At 48.3% G+C, this 17,722-nt stretch carries 17 protein-coding genes and 1 pseudogene; 12 read left to right on the top strand and 6 right to left on the bottom strand.

Features of this window, described 5'->3' with window-relative positions:
* Window positions 1-187: 187 nt before the first annotated feature.
* Window positions 188-832, bottom strand: a complete 645-nt coding sequence (locus tag ACZF99_RS26340) for a helix-turn-helix transcriptional regulator (RefSeq protein ID WP_483607827.1) — start codon at window positions 830-832, stop codon at window positions 188-190.
* Window positions 833-1,139: 307 nt separating this feature from the next.
* On the opposite strand from ACZF99_RS26340, the gene ACZF99_RS26335 reads away from it, so the two are divergent.
* The 5 genes from ACZF99_RS26335 to ACZF99_RS26315 all read left to right on the top strand — a co-directional run bounded on the left by ACZF99_RS26335 (window position 1,140) and on the right by ACZF99_RS26315 (window position 5,170).
* Window positions 1,140-1,940 (top strand): SDR family NAD(P)-dependent oxidoreductase, encoded by an 801-nt coding sequence (locus ACZF99_RS26335; protein ID WP_483607826.1) that lies wholly within the window; start codon window positions 1,140-1,142, stop codon window positions 1,938-1,940.
* A gap of 264 nt (window positions 1,941-2,204) precedes the next feature.
* Window positions 2,205-2,828, top strand: coding sequence for a TetR/AcrR family transcriptional regulator (locus tag ACZF99_RS26330; protein WP_483607825.1), 624 nt, complete (start codon window positions 2,205-2,207; stop codon window positions 2,826-2,828).
* Between the two features lies 1 nt (window position 2,829).
* A complete protein-coding gene (locus ACZF99_RS26325; RefSeq protein WP_483607824.1) occupies window positions 2,830-3,636 on the top strand; it encodes an ABC transporter ATP-binding protein in 807 nt (268 codons plus the stop codon).
* Between the two features lie 3 nt (window positions 3,637-3,639).
* On the top strand, window positions 3,640-4,191 hold the full coding sequence (locus ACZF99_RS26320; protein WP_483607823.1) for an NADAR family protein: 552 nt from the start codon (window positions 3,640-3,642) through the stop codon (window positions 4,189-4,191).
* Window positions 4,192-4,360: 169 nt separating this feature from the next.
* On the top strand, window positions 4,361-5,170 hold the full coding sequence (locus tag ACZF99_RS26315) for a DUF4261 domain-containing protein (RefSeq protein ID WP_483607822.1): 810 nt from the start codon (window positions 4,361-4,363) through the stop codon (window positions 5,168-5,170).
* A 117-nt stretch (window positions 5,171-5,287) separates the two neighbouring features.
* Here ACZF99_RS26315 and ACZF99_RS26310 read toward each other — a convergent pair whose 3' ends face one another.
* On the bottom strand, window positions 5,288-6,133 hold the full coding sequence (locus ACZF99_RS26310) for an alpha/beta hydrolase (protein ID WP_483607821.1): 846 nt from the start codon (window positions 6,131-6,133) through the stop codon (window positions 5,288-5,290).
* 497 nt (window positions 6,134-6,630) lie between these two features.
* Here ACZF99_RS26310 and ACZF99_RS26305 point away from each other — a divergent pair, with 497 nt between their 5' ends.
* A complete protein-coding gene (locus ACZF99_RS26305) occupies window positions 6,631-7,686 on the top strand; it encodes an AraC family transcriptional regulator (RefSeq protein ID WP_483607820.1) in 1,056 nt (351 codons plus the stop codon).
* A 44-nt stretch (window positions 7,687-7,730) separates the two neighbouring features.
* Here the strand turns inward: ACZF99_RS26305 and ACZF99_RS26300 are convergent, their stop codons facing one another.
* Window positions 7,731-8,108 (bottom strand): hypothetical protein, encoded by a 378-nt coding sequence (locus tag ACZF99_RS26300; protein WP_483607819.1) that lies wholly within the window; start codon window positions 8,106-8,108, stop codon window positions 7,731-7,733.
* A gap of 117 nt (window positions 8,109-8,225) precedes the next feature.
* On the opposite strand from ACZF99_RS26300, the gene ACZF99_RS26295 reads away from it, so the two are divergent.
* Window positions 8,226-9,257 (top strand): hypothetical protein, encoded by a 1,032-nt coding sequence (locus ACZF99_RS26295; RefSeq protein ID WP_483607818.1) that lies wholly within the window; start codon window positions 8,226-8,228, stop codon window positions 9,255-9,257.
* A pseudogene (locus ACZF99_RS26290) lies at window positions 9,235-9,891 on the top strand (class I tRNA ligase family protein); the annotation flags it as partial. The gene ACZF99_RS26295 and the pseudogene ACZF99_RS26290, both read left to right, overlap by 23 nt.
* 58 nt (window positions 9,892-9,949) lie before the next feature.
* Here ACZF99_RS26290 and ACZF99_RS26285 read toward each other — a convergent pair.
* Entirely contained in the window at window positions 9,950-10,420 is a 471-nt protein-coding gene (locus ACZF99_RS26285) for a pyridoxamine 5'-phosphate oxidase family protein (RefSeq protein ID WP_483607817.1), read from the bottom strand.
* 327 nt (window positions 10,421-10,747) lie between these two features.
* Window positions 10,748-11,086 (bottom strand): hypothetical protein, encoded by a 339-nt coding sequence (locus tag ACZF99_RS26280; RefSeq protein ID WP_483607816.1) that lies wholly within the window; start codon window positions 11,084-11,086, stop codon window positions 10,748-10,750.
* Window positions 11,087-11,203: 117 nt separating this feature from the next.
* On the opposite strand from ACZF99_RS26280, the gene ACZF99_RS26275 reads away from it, so the two are divergent.
* The 4 genes from ACZF99_RS26275 (at window position 11,204) to secA2 (ending at window position 16,164) form a co-directional block, all read left to right on the top strand.
* The gene (locus tag ACZF99_RS26275) at window positions 11,204-12,139 is read left to right on the top strand and encodes a LytTR family transcriptional regulator DNA-binding domain-containing protein (RefSeq protein ID WP_483607815.1); all 936 of its coding nucleotides are present in this window, start codon (window positions 11,204-11,206) and stop codon (window positions 12,137-12,139) included.
* 147 nt (window positions 12,140-12,286) lie between these two features.
* Complete coding sequence (locus tag ACZF99_RS26270; RefSeq protein ID WP_483612988.1) at window positions 12,287-13,132, top strand: ABC transporter ATP-binding protein; 846 nt, start codon at window positions 12,287-12,289, stop codon at window positions 13,130-13,132.
* A complete protein-coding gene (locus ACZF99_RS26265; protein ID WP_483607814.1) occupies window positions 13,129-13,854 on the top strand; it encodes an ABC transporter permease in 726 nt (241 codons plus the stop codon). Before ACZF99_RS26270 ends, ACZF99_RS26265 begins: the two co-directional genes overlap by 4 nt.
* A gap of 15 nt (window positions 13,855-13,869) precedes the next feature.
* The gene (gene secA2 / locus ACZF99_RS26260; RefSeq protein ID WP_483607813.1) at window positions 13,870-16,164 is read left to right on the top strand and encodes an accessory Sec system translocase SecA2; all 2,295 of its coding nucleotides are present in this window, start codon (window positions 13,870-13,872) and stop codon (window positions 16,162-16,164) included.
* Between the two features lie 75 nt (window positions 16,165-16,239).
* Here secA2 and gtfA read toward each other — a convergent pair whose 3' ends face one another.
* Window positions 16,240-17,709, bottom strand: coding sequence for a sucrose phosphorylase (gene gtfA / locus ACZF99_RS26255; protein WP_483607812.1), 1,470 nt, complete (start codon window positions 17,707-17,709; stop codon window positions 16,240-16,242).
* Window positions 17,710-17,722 lie beyond the last annotated feature (13 nt).

Here is a 17,722-nt window from a genome sequence, read left to right as displayed (position 1 = left end):
ATGAACCAGCGGGACAACCTGAATCATGAAATTTTTTTATCCGGACTCTCGGTCCAATAGCCTGTGCTTCGAAGGTTGTCCATTCAGTTTTGTTTTCGGGGTAAGATCCACCGCAAAAAGCCTGGAACTTGTGCTGGTAATTTAAGTATGCAAGAAGGAAAGAAAAAAGGCTACGACGAAATTTTCATCATAGCCTGTGACCGGGACGGTCATGAAAGTTTTGTTTGATTTCATATAGCTCCCAGAAATGTACGAACTCCACGCTTTCCCGCGTTAAGCGTTCAAACCGTTCCATATATAACGGGTTGTTCTTGTAAAGATCGAAGCCTGCCCGCAGAACGGCTACAGAGTAACGGGCAGTGGCTTCCCAATTCACCAGTCTGTTGCGGTAATCCGGCTTTAAAAACATAATGTCCATCATATTCCGTTCGTTGTCCGGCAGACTGCCGAAATCGGCTACGATCAGTTCCGCTGACCGATTCCAAGCGATAACGTCCGTACCTTCGTCCGTGATAAAAGAAGGATAATAAAGTTGATCTACGATTTTTTGCAAAACTCCCGCATCCGGCCCACCGTTATTTGGCACTGTGACGACGCTCGCCACATCTACATTGGCCAGATCGAATAGATGCTTCTGCTCGTCTTCGTCAAGCTGAAGCGCTTTGCTGATACTTAACAGCACTTCCGGCGAAGGATTCACCTCCTTGCCTTGCTCCAGCCAGGCATAGTAAGTCGCGCTTATATTGGCAAGATAAGAGACTTCTTCTCTTCGAAGTCCCGGAGTGCGTCTTCGTCCGGGCAGCGGCTGGATCCCTGCCTCTGAAGGCTGCAAGCGTTCTCTGCGCGATTTTATGAACTCACCCAATGCGGATGAGACACGATTTGTTTTCAAGTAACTCACCTCTAATTACTTATATGGAGGAATACGTATCGTAATTAACCAAATGGACTCAAAGCTCTTCGTATACGATCATTATAATCTCTGTTAAGGTCTCGTTGCCACCAAAGAGAACCATAACGAGTACCGATGCTGTTACTCCCGTTAATAGGATAGACATACTGTGGCTAACCCCTCCTGCCGATAGTACGATTAAGATAATTTACAACAGTACAGTGCTATCGATAGGAGGCTTTGATTCTTGAATAAGTATGCATATAGAAACAAGCTGGCTGTAGTCACCGGTGCTTCATCCGGAATCGGGAAAGCGTATGCCAAAGAACTGGCGGCACGAGGCTGTCATGTCGTTCTGGCAGCGCGCTCCAAGGACAAACTGGATGCAATGGCAAGGGAAATCAGCCGCCAGTACGGCGTACAGGCTTATGCGCTCGCTTGCGATTTGTCCAAAGCGAATGCCCCGCGTCAACTGGTCGAACAAATATCCGAACTGGGCTTGTCGGTCGATATTCTCATCAACAACGCAGGCGTTGGCACCTATGGCCGTTTCGAAGAAATAGACCCGGAGCGCGAGCAGGAGGAGATCATGCTGAACACGGCTGCGTTAGTCGATCTTACGCATCGGTTGCTGCCCGATATGCTGAGGCGAAAGGACGGAGTCATCGTTAACGTGGCATCGATGGCCGCGTTCATGCCTTGTGCTTATTCAGCCGTTTATGGGGCTACCAAAGCATTTGTATTGTCCTTCTGCGAGGCGCTATGGGCGGAAACGCGCGGGAGAGGCGTTCGCGTGCTCGCACTGTGTCCAGGTGCAACAGAGACGGGATTTTTCGATGCGGTCGGCAGCGAGGAGATGGGAGCAGGTCAGAAGCTCTCGACCCCGGAAAAGGTTGTACAGGCCGGATTCCGCGGAATTGACCAGGGGCGCAGCTATATCATCGATGGCCGTAGCAATTACTTTATGGCTCTAATGATCCGACTTTTCAGCAGGCGCAGGGTGGCTTTGATCATGGAACGTATGTCAAAACCAAAAAGGCACGGATAGCGTGATCCGGTTCTAGACTTAGAGTCTCGATCCACTTGAAGATCACCAACAGTAAATGCGGAGAACATTATAAATGACAATATAAGCTCTATAATAAGACCACTCCATTGTCAGCAGGAGTGGTTTTGTCTATGCGGAGGGGCCTAAGTGTCAATAAACATCTCAATCTTCGCAATTGACCACTTTGGTCATTTCATGTAGAATAAGAAATGACCAAAGTGGTCAATTGATTCGATATACTAATAAAGAAAAGAAGTGATGATCATGAATTCACAATTTTATAGCCTAGAGCCGAAGAAACGGGAACAGATAATTAATGCAGCAATTGAAGAGTTTGCACGAAGTGGGTATGAAAGGGCTTCTACGAATGAGATTATCAAAAAAGCCCAAATATCCAAAGGGTCGTTATTCAACTATTTTAACAACAAGAAAGAATTGTATTTGTTCTTGCTTCAAAATGTGATCGAGGTAATTGAAAAGAAACTCGGGGAAATCGATTTGAATGAACGGGATTTCTTTAAAAGAGTAGGGGAAATAGGGCTAATAAAATTTCAGATTTACAGCACATATCCGCAAGCCTTCTTTTTCTTAAAATCGGCAGCTGACGAGATGTCCGCAGAAGTGAAGTCGGAAATTGATAAAGCCGGTAAGAATTTTATCGGAAGAAGCTTTGAAAAGATTTACGACAATGTAGACATGACCAAGTTCCGTGATGACATTGATATCAAAAAGGCAATGGATATCATCAATTGGACGGCGCTTGGTTTTGCTGAGGAAAAAAGAAATACAGTGGCTTCCTTTAAAGATGTCGATACGGATTTCCTAAGGGAATGGGATGACTATATGGAGATACTACAAAGTTGTTTCTATAAAAGGGAGGGAAGGTAATATGTATGTTACAATTTCAAACTTAAAGAAGAGCTATACATCCGGGCTTGTTGTAACAGAAATTCTGAAAGGAATCGAAATGAGGCTTGGAAAAGGGGAAGTCGGTGTCATTCTCGGGCCGTCAGGCTCAGGAAAATCTACGCTGATGAACATCATCGGCGGTATTGATCGCGGTGACAGCGGCAGGGTTATTGTGGATGAGGTTGAGGTAAACCTCTTGAACGACCAAAAGTTGACCGATTATCGACGTGAGCACATCGGTTTCGTCTTCCAGTTCTATAATCTCGTTCCTAATCTTACAGTGGGAGAAAATATCGAAACAGTCTCCAATATTAGTAAATCCAGTTTAAATATAGATGAGATTTTGACGTCAGTTGGCATGCAGGATAAAAAACACCGATTCCCCAGGGAGTTGAGCGGCGGCGAACAACAACGGGTTTCCATTGCAAGAGCGATTATTAAGAATCCGAAGCTGTTACTTTGCGATGAGCCGACCGGAGCGCTGGATTACGTTACGTCCCGAAATATTTTGCAACTCTTGCAGAACATAAACAAGAGATACGGCACTACCATTTTAATGATCACTCACAATACTGCAATAGCCGATATGGCGAATAAGGTATTTAAACTGCGAAGCGGGGAAATCGTGGAAGCGTCGATCAATCCGACACCGGTTCTGGCGGATAAAGAGCTATTGAAGGCGGCCTTTCGGCGTAAGGTGGCCAATCTCGTGGCGGAGACCGATCATTACACCGAAAATGTGGGACATCGGCCATCTCGCTTATATCGTAGAAAACTGGAGGAATAACGGATGATTTACAATCTCGATGAGCTAAGAAAAGCGTATACCGGTGGAAAAACATTCAAGTTTATATTTTTTTGGGGTCATACGCCGCCTAAGGACGGGAGCGTCGACAAAAGCTGCTTCAGCCAGTGGTGGATGTGCCCGTTCAGGGTAGAGGGGACGGAGTATTCCTGTGCCGAGCAGTTTATGATGGCTGAGAAGGCAAGGCTGTTCGGAGACCACGAAATGCTGGAGTCGATCCTTACGGCCAAGCATCCCAAGGAGATGAAGGCTTATGGGCGCGTGGTCCGAAACTTTGATAAGGATACCTGGGACAAGGAATGCTACGGCATCGTCAAAAGAGCCAGCTTGGCCAAGTTTTCGCAGAATCCGGAGCTTGGCGATTATCTTAAGTCGACGAAGAACCGCATCCTCGTTGAAGCCAGCCCGCGGGATCGCATTTGGGGGATCGGTATGGGTCAGTCCAATCCGGATGCGGAGAATCCCTTGAAGTGGCGAGGCCGAAACCTGCTAGGGTTCGCGCTGACTGAAGCGCGGGATGATTTGTTGCATAGATAGTAGATCCGAGCTTGGAACTAATTTCCTATCCGGACTTGCGTGAACCATACGGAAATCTCTATAGTAGAGGAGAACGACATACGAACGGAGTGGTAGAGGAGATATGGAGAGCGAACGCGTACTTCAGCAAAATTTAGACGAAAAAAGTGAGTTTCAGCGGTTGTTTCAAATGTATTTGTTGTTTGAGGAGGAGACGGAACGACCGAATGCGGAGGCCATCCGGAACGCGATCGAAACCCGATGTGGAAAAACGGATACCGTGTCGTCAGCCGACGCCTTGTCCTCGTTTGCCGTAGAGGCTTATAAAGTAGCCTACAAGGAGGGAGAACTGCCAGCTCAGGTGATGATGGCCGATGTGACTCCTTTTCAACCGGAGACGATTACCGACTTGGAGCGCACCCAGTTTTGGACGATGCCGGATGCGGAGGAGGTCCTGCATAAATGCCGCTATAAGCTGCTGATCAGCGACTTCATGGCGGCGGGGCTGGACTATAAATCGCGCAGCGCCTTGCTGGCGGATTGGCTGGAGGTCGCCATTAGCCTGTTCCCAACCTGCAAAGCGATTTGGATTCCATCGAGCGGGAAATTGCTGCATCCGGCCGAAATTGCGAATAATCCTTACGAAGGAGCCGCGAGGTTCTTGCAGTTCGGCATGAATATCCGCTATTTTACCATTCAAGGGACCGAAGATAGCTTGGTCGATTCGCTTGGCCTTTTTGCACTTGGACTTCCGGATGTCCAGTATCATTTTCATACCCTGGATCCGAACGACGTGTCACGGCATGCATTCGCTGTTGCAGCCTACTTGTTTGAAGCGGATGTGCCGGTGAACGACGGCGAGACGATCGCCGGCTTGCAGAACGGGGAGATGGCGCCCGAGGTGCATTGGCCTTGCAGATTCGAAATGGCATTGATCCAGCCTTCCAGAGAAGTGATGGACATCTGTCCAGGCGAGTATGCGGCAGGAGAACGAGAATAAATTAGGCCGACGTAGGACCAAACACTCCAAATTGCACGCAATAGTAGCATAGGATTGCAAAAACTGCCCGTGGAAGACGCACGTCTCCTTACGGGCGTTTTTTCTTGCAAGTATGCTTTACTTTAAAATGACGTCATGACAAATTGGCAGCCATTCATTGAGTGCTTTGCGCAAAGACAAATCCCAAAAATCCCATTCATGCGCGTAACCCGGGACTTCGTCATACTCAACGTCATAACCATATTCCTGAAGTAGGTCCCGGCTGGCACTCGCGAACACTCGGATAAAATCATCTCCGCCGCAGGTCATAAATATCTTTGGCAACGGTTTGCCTTCCTGTGCGTTTCGTTTGGCAGTTTGAAATAGCTCACTGTCTGGATCTGCCAAGCGTATTCCTCGTGCGGACAGCTTCTCTACATCAACATCGAAGTTCGTGTCGCCATTGTTATCCTGATTGACCGCAGACATGATCGAAGCCGTATCCATCCCGCCGCCTGACATCACTAGTGCTGCGCTGCAACGCTCGGCTCCATAAACGGCCCACTTTGTTGCAGCCATAGAACCCATTGAAAGCCCCGCCACAAAGGTGTCCTCGCGTTTGGTGGATATAGGAAACATAGAGGCACAAACGCGCGGCAATTCTTCGAAGATATAATCCCAATAGCGACTAGGCCATGGCAAGGCATCTTCTGCCGAATTCTCATATCCTGAGTTGTAACCGCAAGGCATAATCACGGCTATCTTATGATCCTCGGCATATCGTACGATGTTGGTGAAGTTCACATAATCGGAATCATCCCCTGTACCGCCATGGAACAAATACAGGACTTGAAATTTGCTACCCGGCAGGTAGCTTTCGGCTTTACCTTTAACTTCATCAAATAACGTCCAGGAGGGGAGGATCATGGTTACATTTGTTTGCTTCATCAATGCCTTAGAGAGAAAATTGAATTTAACGATCATTTTAATATCCACCTTTCTTTAAACGGTATTGTCAATCGTTATCCTGGTCAATGCCGCTGCGGGACCATATTTTTCAGCAAGCTGACCGTCTGCTTCTTCCTTTGTTATTTCGCCATTATTGTATTGCGCCATGATCTGTACATCTTTGTCGCGGAGCTTGTAGAATCATTTGTTTCCGGCAACATTGCCAGAGCAGCCACCCCCGTAAAAGTGAGACCGCTTACAAACCAAAAAAGATTTTGTCCCAAATAATACAACCAATAGCTGCTACGTTCCGACTTGGTGGTATGGTATTTCAGTGTTATGCCCTTTTCCATAGAAACCACCTTTTTAGTAAAAGTTTAAAGTTAATCCGCAATCGCTATTTTTCACCTTCCTCTATTTAAAATGATTGCCAAGAACTCAAACTTGCTTTATCATCTTAACATCATGCGTGTATCATTTTTCTGTTAGGTGGATGGTTTTGTGTATTAAAATTACACTTTTTGGAGAGCGCTATGGAAAATGATCGCAAGAATTACATCGAAATAGAACACTCGTTTGGCCATGTCTACGGTATGAAAATTCAAGACAAAATTTATCAGAATTCGTTGCCGGATGTAATTGTAGGCAATAATCCTGTTGAATTGCAGGAGGTCTATTTTTCTCCCCAAGGGAAAGGGCGCAGGGACTCTTACAGTTACCGGCCTACCGTGTCTATCATTTTTGATACCCACCTTCGTTCTCTCTCTCCCCTCAAAAGCAAGCTGCATAAGCATGATTATTTTGAGTTGATGTTGATCGCTTCGGACGAATTTGAAATGCAGATAGAATCTCAATTATGCCAATTTAACAAATGGGATGTATGTCTATTAAACCGTTCTACCCGCCATGCGGAGCATTTCATGCCCGAAGCGAAAGTCTTTTATTTGGCTCTAATGCCGGACTATCTATTGAACTGGCCGAGGGAAGAAGGAATGAGTTTACCGAACTCTATATTGTTTACGAGGTTTTTCAGCAAAGTGCTGAGAGATGCCTCACAGCACAGCAAGGATTTTATTGTTGCCAGATACACCGACAGGACAAGATTATCGCCTTTATACGAGATCATCGAGGAGATCCGCAAGGAGTTTGAGAATAAGCGGCCGGGCTATCAATTGTTTATACGTGGATTGATTTTTCGCTTGTTCAGCAACTTGGTGGATCCGGAATATTATGAGCCCGAATATATTGACCTAGGCTTTGATGAGGGGTTTTCGCTTGCATTTTCAGCAAAACAAATATTGGATAAAAACAAGCGGAGAATGACCAAGCTTCAATTAGCGGAGAGATTGAATTACAACAGCGAGTACATCAACCGGGTATTCAAAAAACACTACGGTTATACCATCCCGGAATATAACACGAAGGTTTGTATGCGGGAAGCCGCCTCCATCCTGTGCAACACCAATCAACACATACACAAGATATGCCAACAACTTGGCTTTACAAATCGAACCCATTTTTACAGCCTATTCGAAAGAGAATTTGGCTGCACTCCATCCGATTACCGGAGAAAGGGTACGGGGAATTAAAAAAGAGACCCGTAGTATAGTTCGTCGATAGCCCGTAAAGCGTCTCATGGCCAAGCTTCGTCGACCCCTTCGAGCTCCGGAAGCCCCTCCTTGCGCCGCTGCTCAATAATATATTGGACGTACCACTCCGGATTCTCAGTATTTTTCCGGATCGAACGGATTGTACCCAGCCAGCGGTCATTCCAACTCATGCCGTCGGAGTTCACGTGTCCCCGCTTCTCCATCTCGATCGTCTGGTCGTACGCGGAGGCGGCACCGATACGCATGCTGGGCGTATCGAGCAGGATCAGGTTGCCGTTCTCGTCCCGCCTGGTGTCCAGTCCGTTGCCTCGTCCCTTCAGCACCGCATAAGTTCCCACTGCCGCCACGAAAAGGATTGCGGCTGTGGCGATCGAACCGAGTATCCACAGAATGACGTTCATCTTCCTGCCTCCCTCCCGAAGGATGCTTTCTCCTATAACGGATTGGTAGTATAGCTTTTATTTGTAGGATACCATATCATGGATTTATCAATGAACATGAGAGGTTGATCCTTGCTTATGGACGACAATAAACTCACCTGCCAATTCAAAGTAAGAATGATGCGCCTATATCCTTTGCTGCTTGTCCTGGTCGTTGCCCTTGTAGCCGTAAGCCTTGCCGCTTGCAGCAATTCTTCCCCGGATAAAACGGCAAATCCGTCCGCGCGACCGACCGAAGAAACCGCTGTGGTGACGCAAGCCTCCGGCAGCATTTATCTGTACGGCGAAACACACGGCAATAACAAGATTATCGATAAGGAATTTGAATTGTGGTCGAACTACTATCATAACGAGGGTATGAGACACCTGTTTGTCGAGTTGTCCTATTTTACCGCTGAATATTTGAATCTTTGGATGCAGGCGGACAATGACGATATTTTGGAGGAGATTTATAATGACTGGAAGGGAACGGCAAGCCACAATCCATCTACCAAAGCATTCTACCAAAAAATAAAAAGCGAGTGTCCCGACACGATTTTCCATGGCACAGACGTGGGGCATCAATATGATACTACCGGGAACCGATTCTTATCGTACCTTGAGGCAAACGATCTGTCCGAATCGGAAGCGTATACGTTAACAGTAGAAGCGATCCAGCAAGGTCGTTTGTTTTACAGCAAAGAGGACGACGTATATCGGGAAAACAAAATGACCGAAAACTTTATCCGCGAATTTGAAAAGTTGGGCAGCGAGAGCATCATGGGCATTTACGGCTCAGCCCATACCGGGCTTGATGGCATGGACTATGCTACCCAATCCGTCCCTTGTATGGCCAATCAATTACAGGAGCCTTATGGCAATAACCTTTATTCCGAGGACTTAAGCTGGATTGCCAAAGATATTGAGCCATCGAGAGTAGATAACATCCCCTTACGGGGTAAGGAGTATGCGGCATCCTATTTTGGGAAAGAGGATCTGAGCGGGTTCAAGGATTATGCCTATCGAGAATTTTGGCGATTGGAGGATGCCTATGAAGATGTGAAAGACCTGCCGCTGCTGGACAATTGTCTTCCTTACAATAACTACCAAGAAAATCTACGTTTGGCTTGAGGCCGTCAGCGGTTATCTGTCCGCAAGCAAACAATGGGCGAGGCAGACTGGCGGCAATTGGGAATCCTTTTGGTCGGACGAAGAGAAGGATCTAACCGCGTATTATATTCATGGAAAGGACAACATCCCTTTTCATACCCTGATTTGGCCAGCTGTGCTCTTGGGAGTAGGAGGGCTGCATTTACCGGATCGTATAATCTCATGCGAGTACATGACATTAGAAGGAAAAAAATTCTCCACAAGCCGTAATTGGGCAGTTTGGGTGCCGGACATTCTGAAGAGGTACCAGCCGGACTCCATCCGCTACTTTCTGATCGCAAACGGACCAGAGAAGCGGGACACGGATTTTTCCTGGCGAGAATTCATTCACAGTCACAATGGGGAGTTGCTTGGCGCGTTCGGAAACTTCGTTAATCGGACGTTGGCCTTTATCGACAAATCCTTTGGAGGACGTATTCCTTCAGGAGCACTAAGTGAGGAATGGAAAAGGGCAACTGAAGATTTGTATCGAGATGCTGGAGCCCGTATTGAAGAAGGCCGTCTAAAAGAAGCGATTGAATTGATTTTCACTTACGTTCGTCAAGCTAACAAATATTTTGATGAACAAAAACCATGGGTGCAATTGAAGCGAGAAATAGGGAGTGTGCGGACACTCCCTTTGTTATGTAAAATATAGAAACATCATAGACCCCTTAATTTGCCGTCTTATTGACAAAATCAATCTCATTTCTGATCCCTTTGTGGGCGTCATTCCACAGCCCCTTGGTCAGGCGAATGCGTAGCAGGCACGTGTTAGGATCTTCGTCGTTATTGGCTTCGTTATACCACTCGGCGAATATTGTGCGCAGCTTTGTCATCATCACCGCGTTTTTCTCGTCACACACCCATCCCAGGTTTTCACCGATACCATCGGCCGTAAAGTTTTCGACGATGATACAAATGGCGACTTCGGGGTTTTGGGCGATCTGCTGCATCTTGTTTGAGGTCGCGTAGGTGACGGTGTAGAACGCGCCGTCCTCATAATAGGCGTCCACAATGCGGGCCGCGGGACGGCATTTGCCATAGGCGCCCGGTTCCAACGCGATGGTGGATAGAGAGATCAGGCAGTCCTTGTTGCCCACTTGATCTTCCAGTAGCTTCATGGCTTCGTCGTACTTGCTCATTTTATTACCTCCTTAAAAAGTGTAATAAGGCATTATTTAGCTTATCATTGTAAAATCTTTTTGCATGTGAAGAAAAGTACGCTAAAATAGCGAGAAACTCTGGTATCTGAATCGGAAACTCGTTCACATGCTTCTAAGGCAGATAACCAGAGAGGACAGCAGCAGGCTGTTCTTTTTGTTAATGGCTTAAGCCAGTTGAGTACGCGAAGCGTGCGAAACAAATAACCACCCGCTATACGGGTGAAGGGATCGAGGGTATGACCAACAAGACCATGTCGATAAATCAGGCTCAATAATGAAAGGAATGGTCTTAGGTGGCAAAATTAATTACTTCGAAATAAACTCCTCTACATGACTCTCTCTGATGTCGATCGCTTTTTCCGAATGATCGGCTTTGACCAATCTAATATATGCAGGTTTATGCTTTGGGCTGTTTCCACCAATAAGAAGAGAATAGGTTTCATCGATCTCATAACGCAAAATATAAAGACCGCTGCCTATTTCCTTACTGTCATAACGTTCAAAATCATCCCATGAAAGTTCTTGTCCTTTATGGGATAATTCGATCACTTTTTCTAAAGTTAATGGCTGTTTATTACTACAGGATGTCATTGTAACCGTGAGAACAAATATACAAAGCCAAACGATTTTCTTAGGTATAACCATCTCCAACCCTCTCCCGTCAAAAAAATACTTCCTGCTTAGCGAAGCCATGCCGTTTCAGTATAATAATTATATATATCCTGCAGCATATCCTGCAGCGGCACGGACTAGGAGGACGGCATGCTTTTTCAACCAATTTATGACAATGGGAAATTACTTCTGCCGAAGATCGAATTCAATATGACATTGAACCTATCGGTCGGCATTATCACGGACTTGAAGCGAAAGCAGCTTTTAATGAGTCAATTGGAGGATCCTGCCCGATATTATTTATTTCGAGCGGGGCAGAACGAGTACTTGCATTTAACGGTGGAAGAGCTGATTACTTTTCTGGTCCATGTAACGGAGCGGCAAGACCGGGTCGCGCGGTTATTGGATTATTTTGCTTTGAAGGAAGAACGAAAGACAAGAGTCAAGAATCTAAGCTCATCGAAAAGGACGTATGTTACTCTGCTGCGCGTCTTTTTTGCGCATCAGCCTACACTTGTCCTGGAGGAGCCCTATTTTTACTTGGAAGAAGAGGATCGCCGTCAATTTAAACGGATTTTGGATGACCTTTCGAAAGAGAAGCGAATTTTAATTTTAACCGCGAATTTAGAGGATGCCATGATTTCCTGTGACGCCATTTATCGATTGAACGAATTGGGCTTCCATCCACTGGATATTCGGGATTCGGAAGAAGGCCAACCGGAAGAGCCGGAACAGGATCGGGCCAATATTACCTTGCAAAAAATTTCTACGAAAAGAAATGACAAGGTGATTTTATTCGATCCGCCTGAAGTCGATTACATCGAAAGTTTGGACGGCTCGATCCTCGTCCATGTAGGTGGAGAAAATTATGTCTGTGCCCTGACGCTCACCGAACTGGAGCAGAGATTGAACCATTTCGGATTTTTCAGATGCCATCGGTCCTACATCGTTAACCTGCAAAAAGTCAGAGAGATTATTACATGGACGAAGAATAGCTACAGTCTGCGATTAAATACGGGGGAGGACGCGGTGGTTCCTTTATCCCGTTCCAAATTGCAGGAATTAAAGGCCCTTCTTCACATTTAAAATATCCCATTGCCGGGGTCATTTCGATCCAATCAAGTATTCCAGGGTACCGTTCAGGCGGGAACGGCTACATTTCGGCGGGATTTGATGGCTGGAAGCAAGCAATCCTTATATGCTAAAGGCATCAACCCAAAGGAAGTGATGTTCATGAATGTGATTCAAGTCGAACGGATTCGAAAGCGATTCGGAACTAAGGATGCGTTGTCCGACGTGTCCTTTTCTATACCGAAGGGAGAAATCTTTGGGTTCCTCGGTCCGAGCGGCTCGGGAAAAACGACCTTAATCAAGATTTTAACGGCCCAATTCAATCCGACAAGCGGGCAAGCCCGTGTGTTTAATCAGCCGGCGGCGTTGTTGCGGCAGTCCGCACAGAAGATGCGTTTTGGCATTTTGACGGATAACAGCGGCTTATATGAGCGATTAACGATTGAAGAAAATCTGGAGCTGTATCGCAGGTTGTATGATCTTCCGAGGTCTTCGATTGATCAGGTGCTGCAGTTTGTTAATTTAAGCGGGGAGAGCAAGAAGAAAATCAATCGCTTGTCGAAAGGGATGCGTCAGCGTGTGATGTTGGCCTGCGCGGTCATTCATGAGCCGGAGCTATTGTTTCTGGATGAGCCGACTTCGGCTTTGGACCCCGTAAACTCGGCACATATTTATAAAGGCTTACGCTACTTAAATGAGAAGGGGACAACGATTTTCCTAACGACGCATGATATGAACGAGGCGGAGTTGATGTGTAACCGTGTCGCGATATTGTATCAAGGGGAAATTCAAGCGATCGGTTCGCCCAAGGAACTTAAAAAACAGCATCGGGAAAACGTAGTTCGTGTTGAGTTCATCCATGGGGAAGCCTGCGAGCTTCCGATCGATGGGGGCACGGCCGATCAGATCGCCGATTGGATGAAACGAGGGCTCATTGATCGACTGGAGACCAAAGAGCCAAGTTTGGGTGATATTTTTATAAAAATGACGGGAAGTGAGCTACAATGAGCCTATCATTCAAACGTGTGCGGGCGATCTTTGTGAAGGACTACAAAGAGTTTTCACGCAATTATGCGGTCTCCATCATGTTGATTATTCCGATTGTTCTCGCCCTTCTGATTCGGGGGGTAGATTCGTCTTTGCCCTTAGCTTCCGTGGCCGGGACTTTCGCTACCGTTCTTAATCTTTCGTTTGTAATGCTGACCTGTTTTGCTCAAGCCTGCTTGTTTGCGGAAGAGAAGGAGCGCAACACGTTAAGATCCTTAATGATGACACCGGCCACGACCCTGGATGTTTTAATTGGCAAGAGCAGTCTGGTCTTTGTCATGTCGGCTGTCGATCTGGCTATTTCTACGTATATATTCGGTTATAAGCCGGCCCATATAGGGGCTTTTGCGGCAGTCGTTGTTCTTTCGCTGATTCTCTACATCGCGGCCGGAACGATCTGCGGCTTATTCTCCAGGACGCTGCTGGATGCCTCGTTATCCATACTTCCTGTAGCATTCGTATTCACCGGGGCGCCTTGGGGAGTGTTTCTGGAGGATGATTATCCGATCTTCAAAGCGCTGGATTACGTACCGAGCAGTCAGCTTGTGCACTTGCTGCGTTTAAGCGATGTTAGCTATACGACGGGGGATGTATTAAAACCCCTCCTCATTACTTTGGCCTGGACGGTTGTACTTACGATCGTATCTGTCGTTTTGTATCAACGCCGGTTAAAGGATGAGTAGGAGGGGCAAGCGCTGATGAAGTTAGCCGTCAAGTTCATGCAAGAATTCAAAGACTGCGATACCCGACGTAGGCTGAAAGGCTATCGGGACAAAGCGGAGCTTATCCGAGAACGGAATTTGGGGGCGTGGGACGATGGGCAGCTCCAAGCGGAATCCCTCCGACTGCGACAAGAAGCAAAATCGGGGGCGTCTTTAGACAAGCTGGTTGTCGACGCCTATGCGCTAGTCTGCGAAGCAGCGAAGAGGACGGTCGGATTACGGCCCTACGATGTGCAGATCATGGCGGCCATCGCTCTGCACGAGGGATATTTGATCGAGCAGCAAACCGGCGAAGGAAAAACGCTCTCTGCCGTAATGCCTGCCTATCTTCATGCGCTGACCGGGAAAGGCGTTCATGTGCTGACGTTTAACGATTATTTGGCCAACCGGGATGCGGAGTGGATGGGCCCGATCTATCGTTTTCTCGGGTTAACGGTGCGATCGGTACAAGCGGGTATGAGCTTGTCCGAGAAACGGGAGGCGTACGCTGCGGATATTACTTATGTGACAGCCAAAGAGGCGGGCTTCGACTATTTACGCGACACGATCGCACTAAGCGAAGCCGATACCGTGCATCGTCCTTTCCACTACGTCATCGTGGACGAAGCGGATTCGCTGCTTCTGGATGAGGCGCGGGTGCCGCTGGTCATCGCCGGCGAGGCGGGCGACTCCGAGAGCGACGGCCATCGTATCACCGAAGTGGCTCGACAGCTCAAGCAAGCGGAGCATTATGACTTCGACGAGTTCCAGCGGAATGTTTATTTGAATGAAGCGGGTGCTGCGAAAGCGGAAGAACTGTTGGGATGCGGCAATTTGTACGATAGCTATAATAGTGAGTTGTTGTCGTCGTTAAATTGCGCGTTGCATGCGGAAGCATTATTGAAAAAAGACGTCGATTACATCGCCCGGAACGGTCAAATCGAACTGATCGACGAATATACCGGCCGCGTGGCGGAGAACCGGCATTTGCCGCAGGGGCTGCAGGCTGCGCTTGCGGTCAAAGAAGGGCTCCAACCTGTAGCCGGGGGGAAAATACTCGGGACGATCACCCTTCAGCACTTCCTTAGCCTGTATCCGAAGATTTGCGGAATGACGGCGACCGCGCAGGTTTCCGCCATGGAATTCGAAGCGATCTATGCGCTGCAGGTCGTGCCCATCCCGCCCAACCGGCCCAACCTACGGATCGACCATCCGCACCGGATCTATACCCATAAAGAAGCCAAATTCAAGGCGCTTGTCCAAGAAATCTCGTCCGTTCATCGGACGGGACGTCCGATTCTCATCGGTACGTCAAGCGTCGGGGAGTCTGATAGGCTGGCGGAGAAGCTAGTGGCTCTCGGCATCCCTTGCCATGTTCTGAATGCCAAGAACGATGCGAAAGAAGCCGAGATCATCGGCAAAGCCGGAGAAATCGGCGCCGTGACGGTATCTACGAATATGGCGGGACGCGGCGTCGATATTCGACTCGGCGGCGGTAACCCCACGCAAGCGGAAGCTGTCGCCAAGCTGGGTGGGTTGTACGTCATTGGCACACATGTGCACGAGAGCATGCGGATCGACGACCAGTTGCGTGGGCGTGCCGGGCGCCAAGGCGACCCGGGGACTTCCGTCTTTTTCGTAAGCCTGGAAGACGAGTTGTTGCTTCGGTTCGGCATCGATCAAGCGATTCCGCGCGCCTATCGCAGGCTTCGGCAGGATGAGCCCCTCGAAGAGTCGGTGCTCCGCGGCAAAATTACGCATATTCAGCGCGTGATCATGGGTCAGAACTTCCAGATCCGCCAGGAGTTGAACCGTTATTCGGATATGGTGGAGGAACAGCGGCGTATCCTATATGAGATGCGGCTCGGCCTTTTGAAAGGCGAGATGAAGGTGAGTCCTTCGGAGCAGCGAGTACGGCTTTATTATATCGACAGGTTCTGGGCGGACCATCTGGAATACGCTTCTTACATTCGCGAAAGCATCCATTTGACGAGCCTGGTTGACCGGCATCCGATCGACGAATTTCATGCGCAAATCATCCAAGCCTTCGAGCAGCTTCCGGATAAAATAAATCGGGAGTCGGCGAAAATGCTTGAGCGGCTCGGAGGTTCGAACGATCCGGCGGTGTGGGAAAAGTTCGGGCTGAAGAACCCTACTACCACTCGGACTTATATCATCAACGATCAATACATGGAGTACTTGCAGAATCCCAGCACATGGGGCGCAGGGACGGTACTCGCTTATTGGATGCGCAAGATGTTGAGACCGGTATTCGGGTGGTCCGAATTTTGAGGTAACCGAGTATCCAAAAAAGGGCCATCCCACAAAGGATGACCCTTAAAATTTGCCGTTTCGGACAGCCTTTCCCTACACCTCGTACTGCACCTTCATCCCTTCCGCATCCAAATAATCAATGATCGTCCGGTTCGTGTTCAGATCAATGTGAAGCGTGCAGCGCAGCTCCCCCTTGGCCCACTCCAGCCGAACCTCATGACTCGCCGATTCCAGCACGCGGAATTCGCCGTTAAAGGCGTCGTATTCGTTGCGGAACCGGATCAGCGCAAGCAAGCGCCAGACGGTGCTTTTGCCAAGCGCCTGCTCAATCTCGTCCATACTGAAATTATGACGGTTGATCTCCCGTCCTTCTCCTGTGCGGCGAACCCCTTCTTCGTCATTCTCTCCGGCCAACAGTCCGACATAATACACCTGCGGGATGCCCGGAGTGAAGAACTGAATGGCCCGAGCCGCCAGATAAGCGTCATCATCGTTGTTCAGCACGGAATAGTAGGAGCAGCGGATCTGATGCACATCGAATCCATCTTCGGCTTTATGCTCGTCGGAGACGATCAAGCTTAGATTGGCGCCGCGTTCAAGACAAGTATCGACCAGGCTGCGCGCTTCCTTCGTGTCGATCAATCCGTCGAGATCGGGTTTGACGGGAATGCCGTCATGGCAGTCCAGCATCGTGAACTGCTTTGCGGGACGCGTAGTCAGGTATTCCTTCAGCGCTTCCGCATTTTTGTTGACGAGCGTATCGAGGATGCGATAAGGCAAGATGAAATCATAAATCCAGAAACCGTGCTCCGCCAGTTTATATTGAATGCTGTAGTGGGAATGAACCTCCGGCAGTAGCTCGATCTCCAGCGAATCGGCCAGCTCCTTGATCCAGTCCAAAAAGCCGTAAATCTCCGGCTCGACGAAGAAGCAGCTCGTCCCCAGCTTCTTGATGATGTAGCCCACGGCATCCAGCCGTACAATCTTGACGTTGTTGTTGCGGAAGTTCTCAAAGATATCGGTCAGCAGACGTTTGGCCTGATCCGAGTGAACGTCGAGATCGATTTGCTCCGAAGGATCGGTTTTGCCGAACGTCGTCCACACTTTCTCCTCTTCTCCCGTTTCCTCGATCGTGAACGTAGAGTACGGCAAGGGACGACGGAGAAACATTTTGTCGATATCGGCTTGAACGGGTTGTCCGTCCGGCCAGATTTTGTCCACGGTCAGGAACAAATCCGCGTAAGGGGAACGCTTGCCCCGTTTCAGGAAATCCTGAAAATACGCCGACTGCCGGGAAATATGATTGACCATTACATCCAGCAGCACATCATGTTTTGCTCCGATCGCCTTGATGTCTTCCCAGGAACCGAAGGCAGGTTCAATCTCAAAATAAGTAAGCGGAGCGAATCCCCGGTCTCCCGAGGAGGGAAAAGGGGGGAGGATGTGAACGCCGCCCTTGAAGATATCCGGAAAATACTCATTCAGCACACGGTTTAAGGCTTGCAGGCTCCCGCCCAGCGAGTCGGGATAAGTAATCAGTTGCACTTGGTTGCGAACGGCCATTTCTCTCGCCCTC

Source organism: Paenibacillus sp. JL3B1040 (assembly GCF_057063165.1).
The sequence above is the reverse complement of the archived record's forward strand: the minus strand, read 5'-3'. Positions and strand labels throughout refer to the sequence as shown.

What these genes read in the sequence shown, in the direction of transcription:
- ACZF99_RS26330 (WP_483607825.1), top strand. Translation starts at nt 2,205, where the DNA reads ATGAATTCACAATTTTATAGCCTAGAGCCGAAGAAACGGGAACAGATA.
- ACZF99_RS26325 (WP_483607824.1), top strand. Translation starts at nt 2,830, where the DNA reads ATGTATGTTACAATTTCAAACTTAAAGAAGAGCTATACATCCGGGCTT.
- ACZF99_RS26320 (WP_483607823.1), top strand. Translation starts at nt 3,640, where the DNA reads ATGATTTACAATCTCGATGAGCTAAGAAAAGCGTATACCGGTGGAAAA.
- ACZF99_RS26315 (WP_483607822.1), top strand. Translation starts at nt 4,361, where the DNA reads ATGTATTTGTTGTTTGAGGAGGAGACGGAACGACCGAATGCGGAGGCC.
- ACZF99_RS26310 (WP_483607821.1), bottom strand. Translation starts at nt 6,133, where the DNA reads ATGATCGTTAAATTCAATTTTCTCTCTAAGGCATTGATGAAGCAAACA.
- ACZF99_RS26305 (WP_483607820.1), top strand. Translation starts at nt 6,631, where the DNA reads ATGGAAAATGATCGCAAGAATTACATCGAAATAGAACACTCGTTTGGC.
- ACZF99_RS26300 (WP_483607819.1), bottom strand. Translation starts at nt 8,108, where the DNA reads ATGAACGTCATTCTGTGGATACTCGGTTCGATCGCCACAGCCGCAATC.
- ACZF99_RS26295 (WP_483607818.1), top strand. Translation starts at nt 8,226, where the DNA reads ATGGACGACAATAAACTCACCTGCCAATTCAAAGTAAGAATGATGCGC.
- ACZF99_RS26285 (WP_483607817.1), bottom strand. Translation starts at nt 10,420, where the DNA reads ATGAGCAAGTACGACGAAGCCATGAAGCTACTGGAAGATCAAGTGGGC.
- ACZF99_RS26280 (WP_483607816.1), bottom strand. Translation starts at nt 11,086, where the DNA reads ATGGTTATACCTAAGAAAATCGTTTGGCTTTGTATATTTGTTCTCACG.
- ACZF99_RS26275 (WP_483607815.1), top strand. Translation starts at nt 11,204, where the DNA reads ATGCTTTTTCAACCAATTTATGACAATGGGAAATTACTTCTGCCGAAG.
- ACZF99_RS26270 (WP_483612988.1), top strand. Translation starts at nt 12,287, where the DNA reads ATGAATGTGATTCAAGTCGAACGGATTCGAAAGCGATTCGGAACTAAG.
- ACZF99_RS26265 (WP_483607814.1), top strand. Translation starts at nt 13,129, where the DNA reads ATGAGCCTATCATTCAAACGTGTGCGGGCGATCTTTGTGAAGGACTAC.
- secA2 (WP_483607813.1), top strand. Translation starts at nt 13,870, where the DNA reads ATGAAGTTAGCCGTCAAGTTCATGCAAGAATTCAAAGACTGCGATACC.
- gtfA (WP_483607812.1), bottom strand. Translation starts at nt 17,709, where the DNA reads ATGGCCGTTCGCAACCAAGTGCAACTGATTACTTATCCCGACTCGCTG.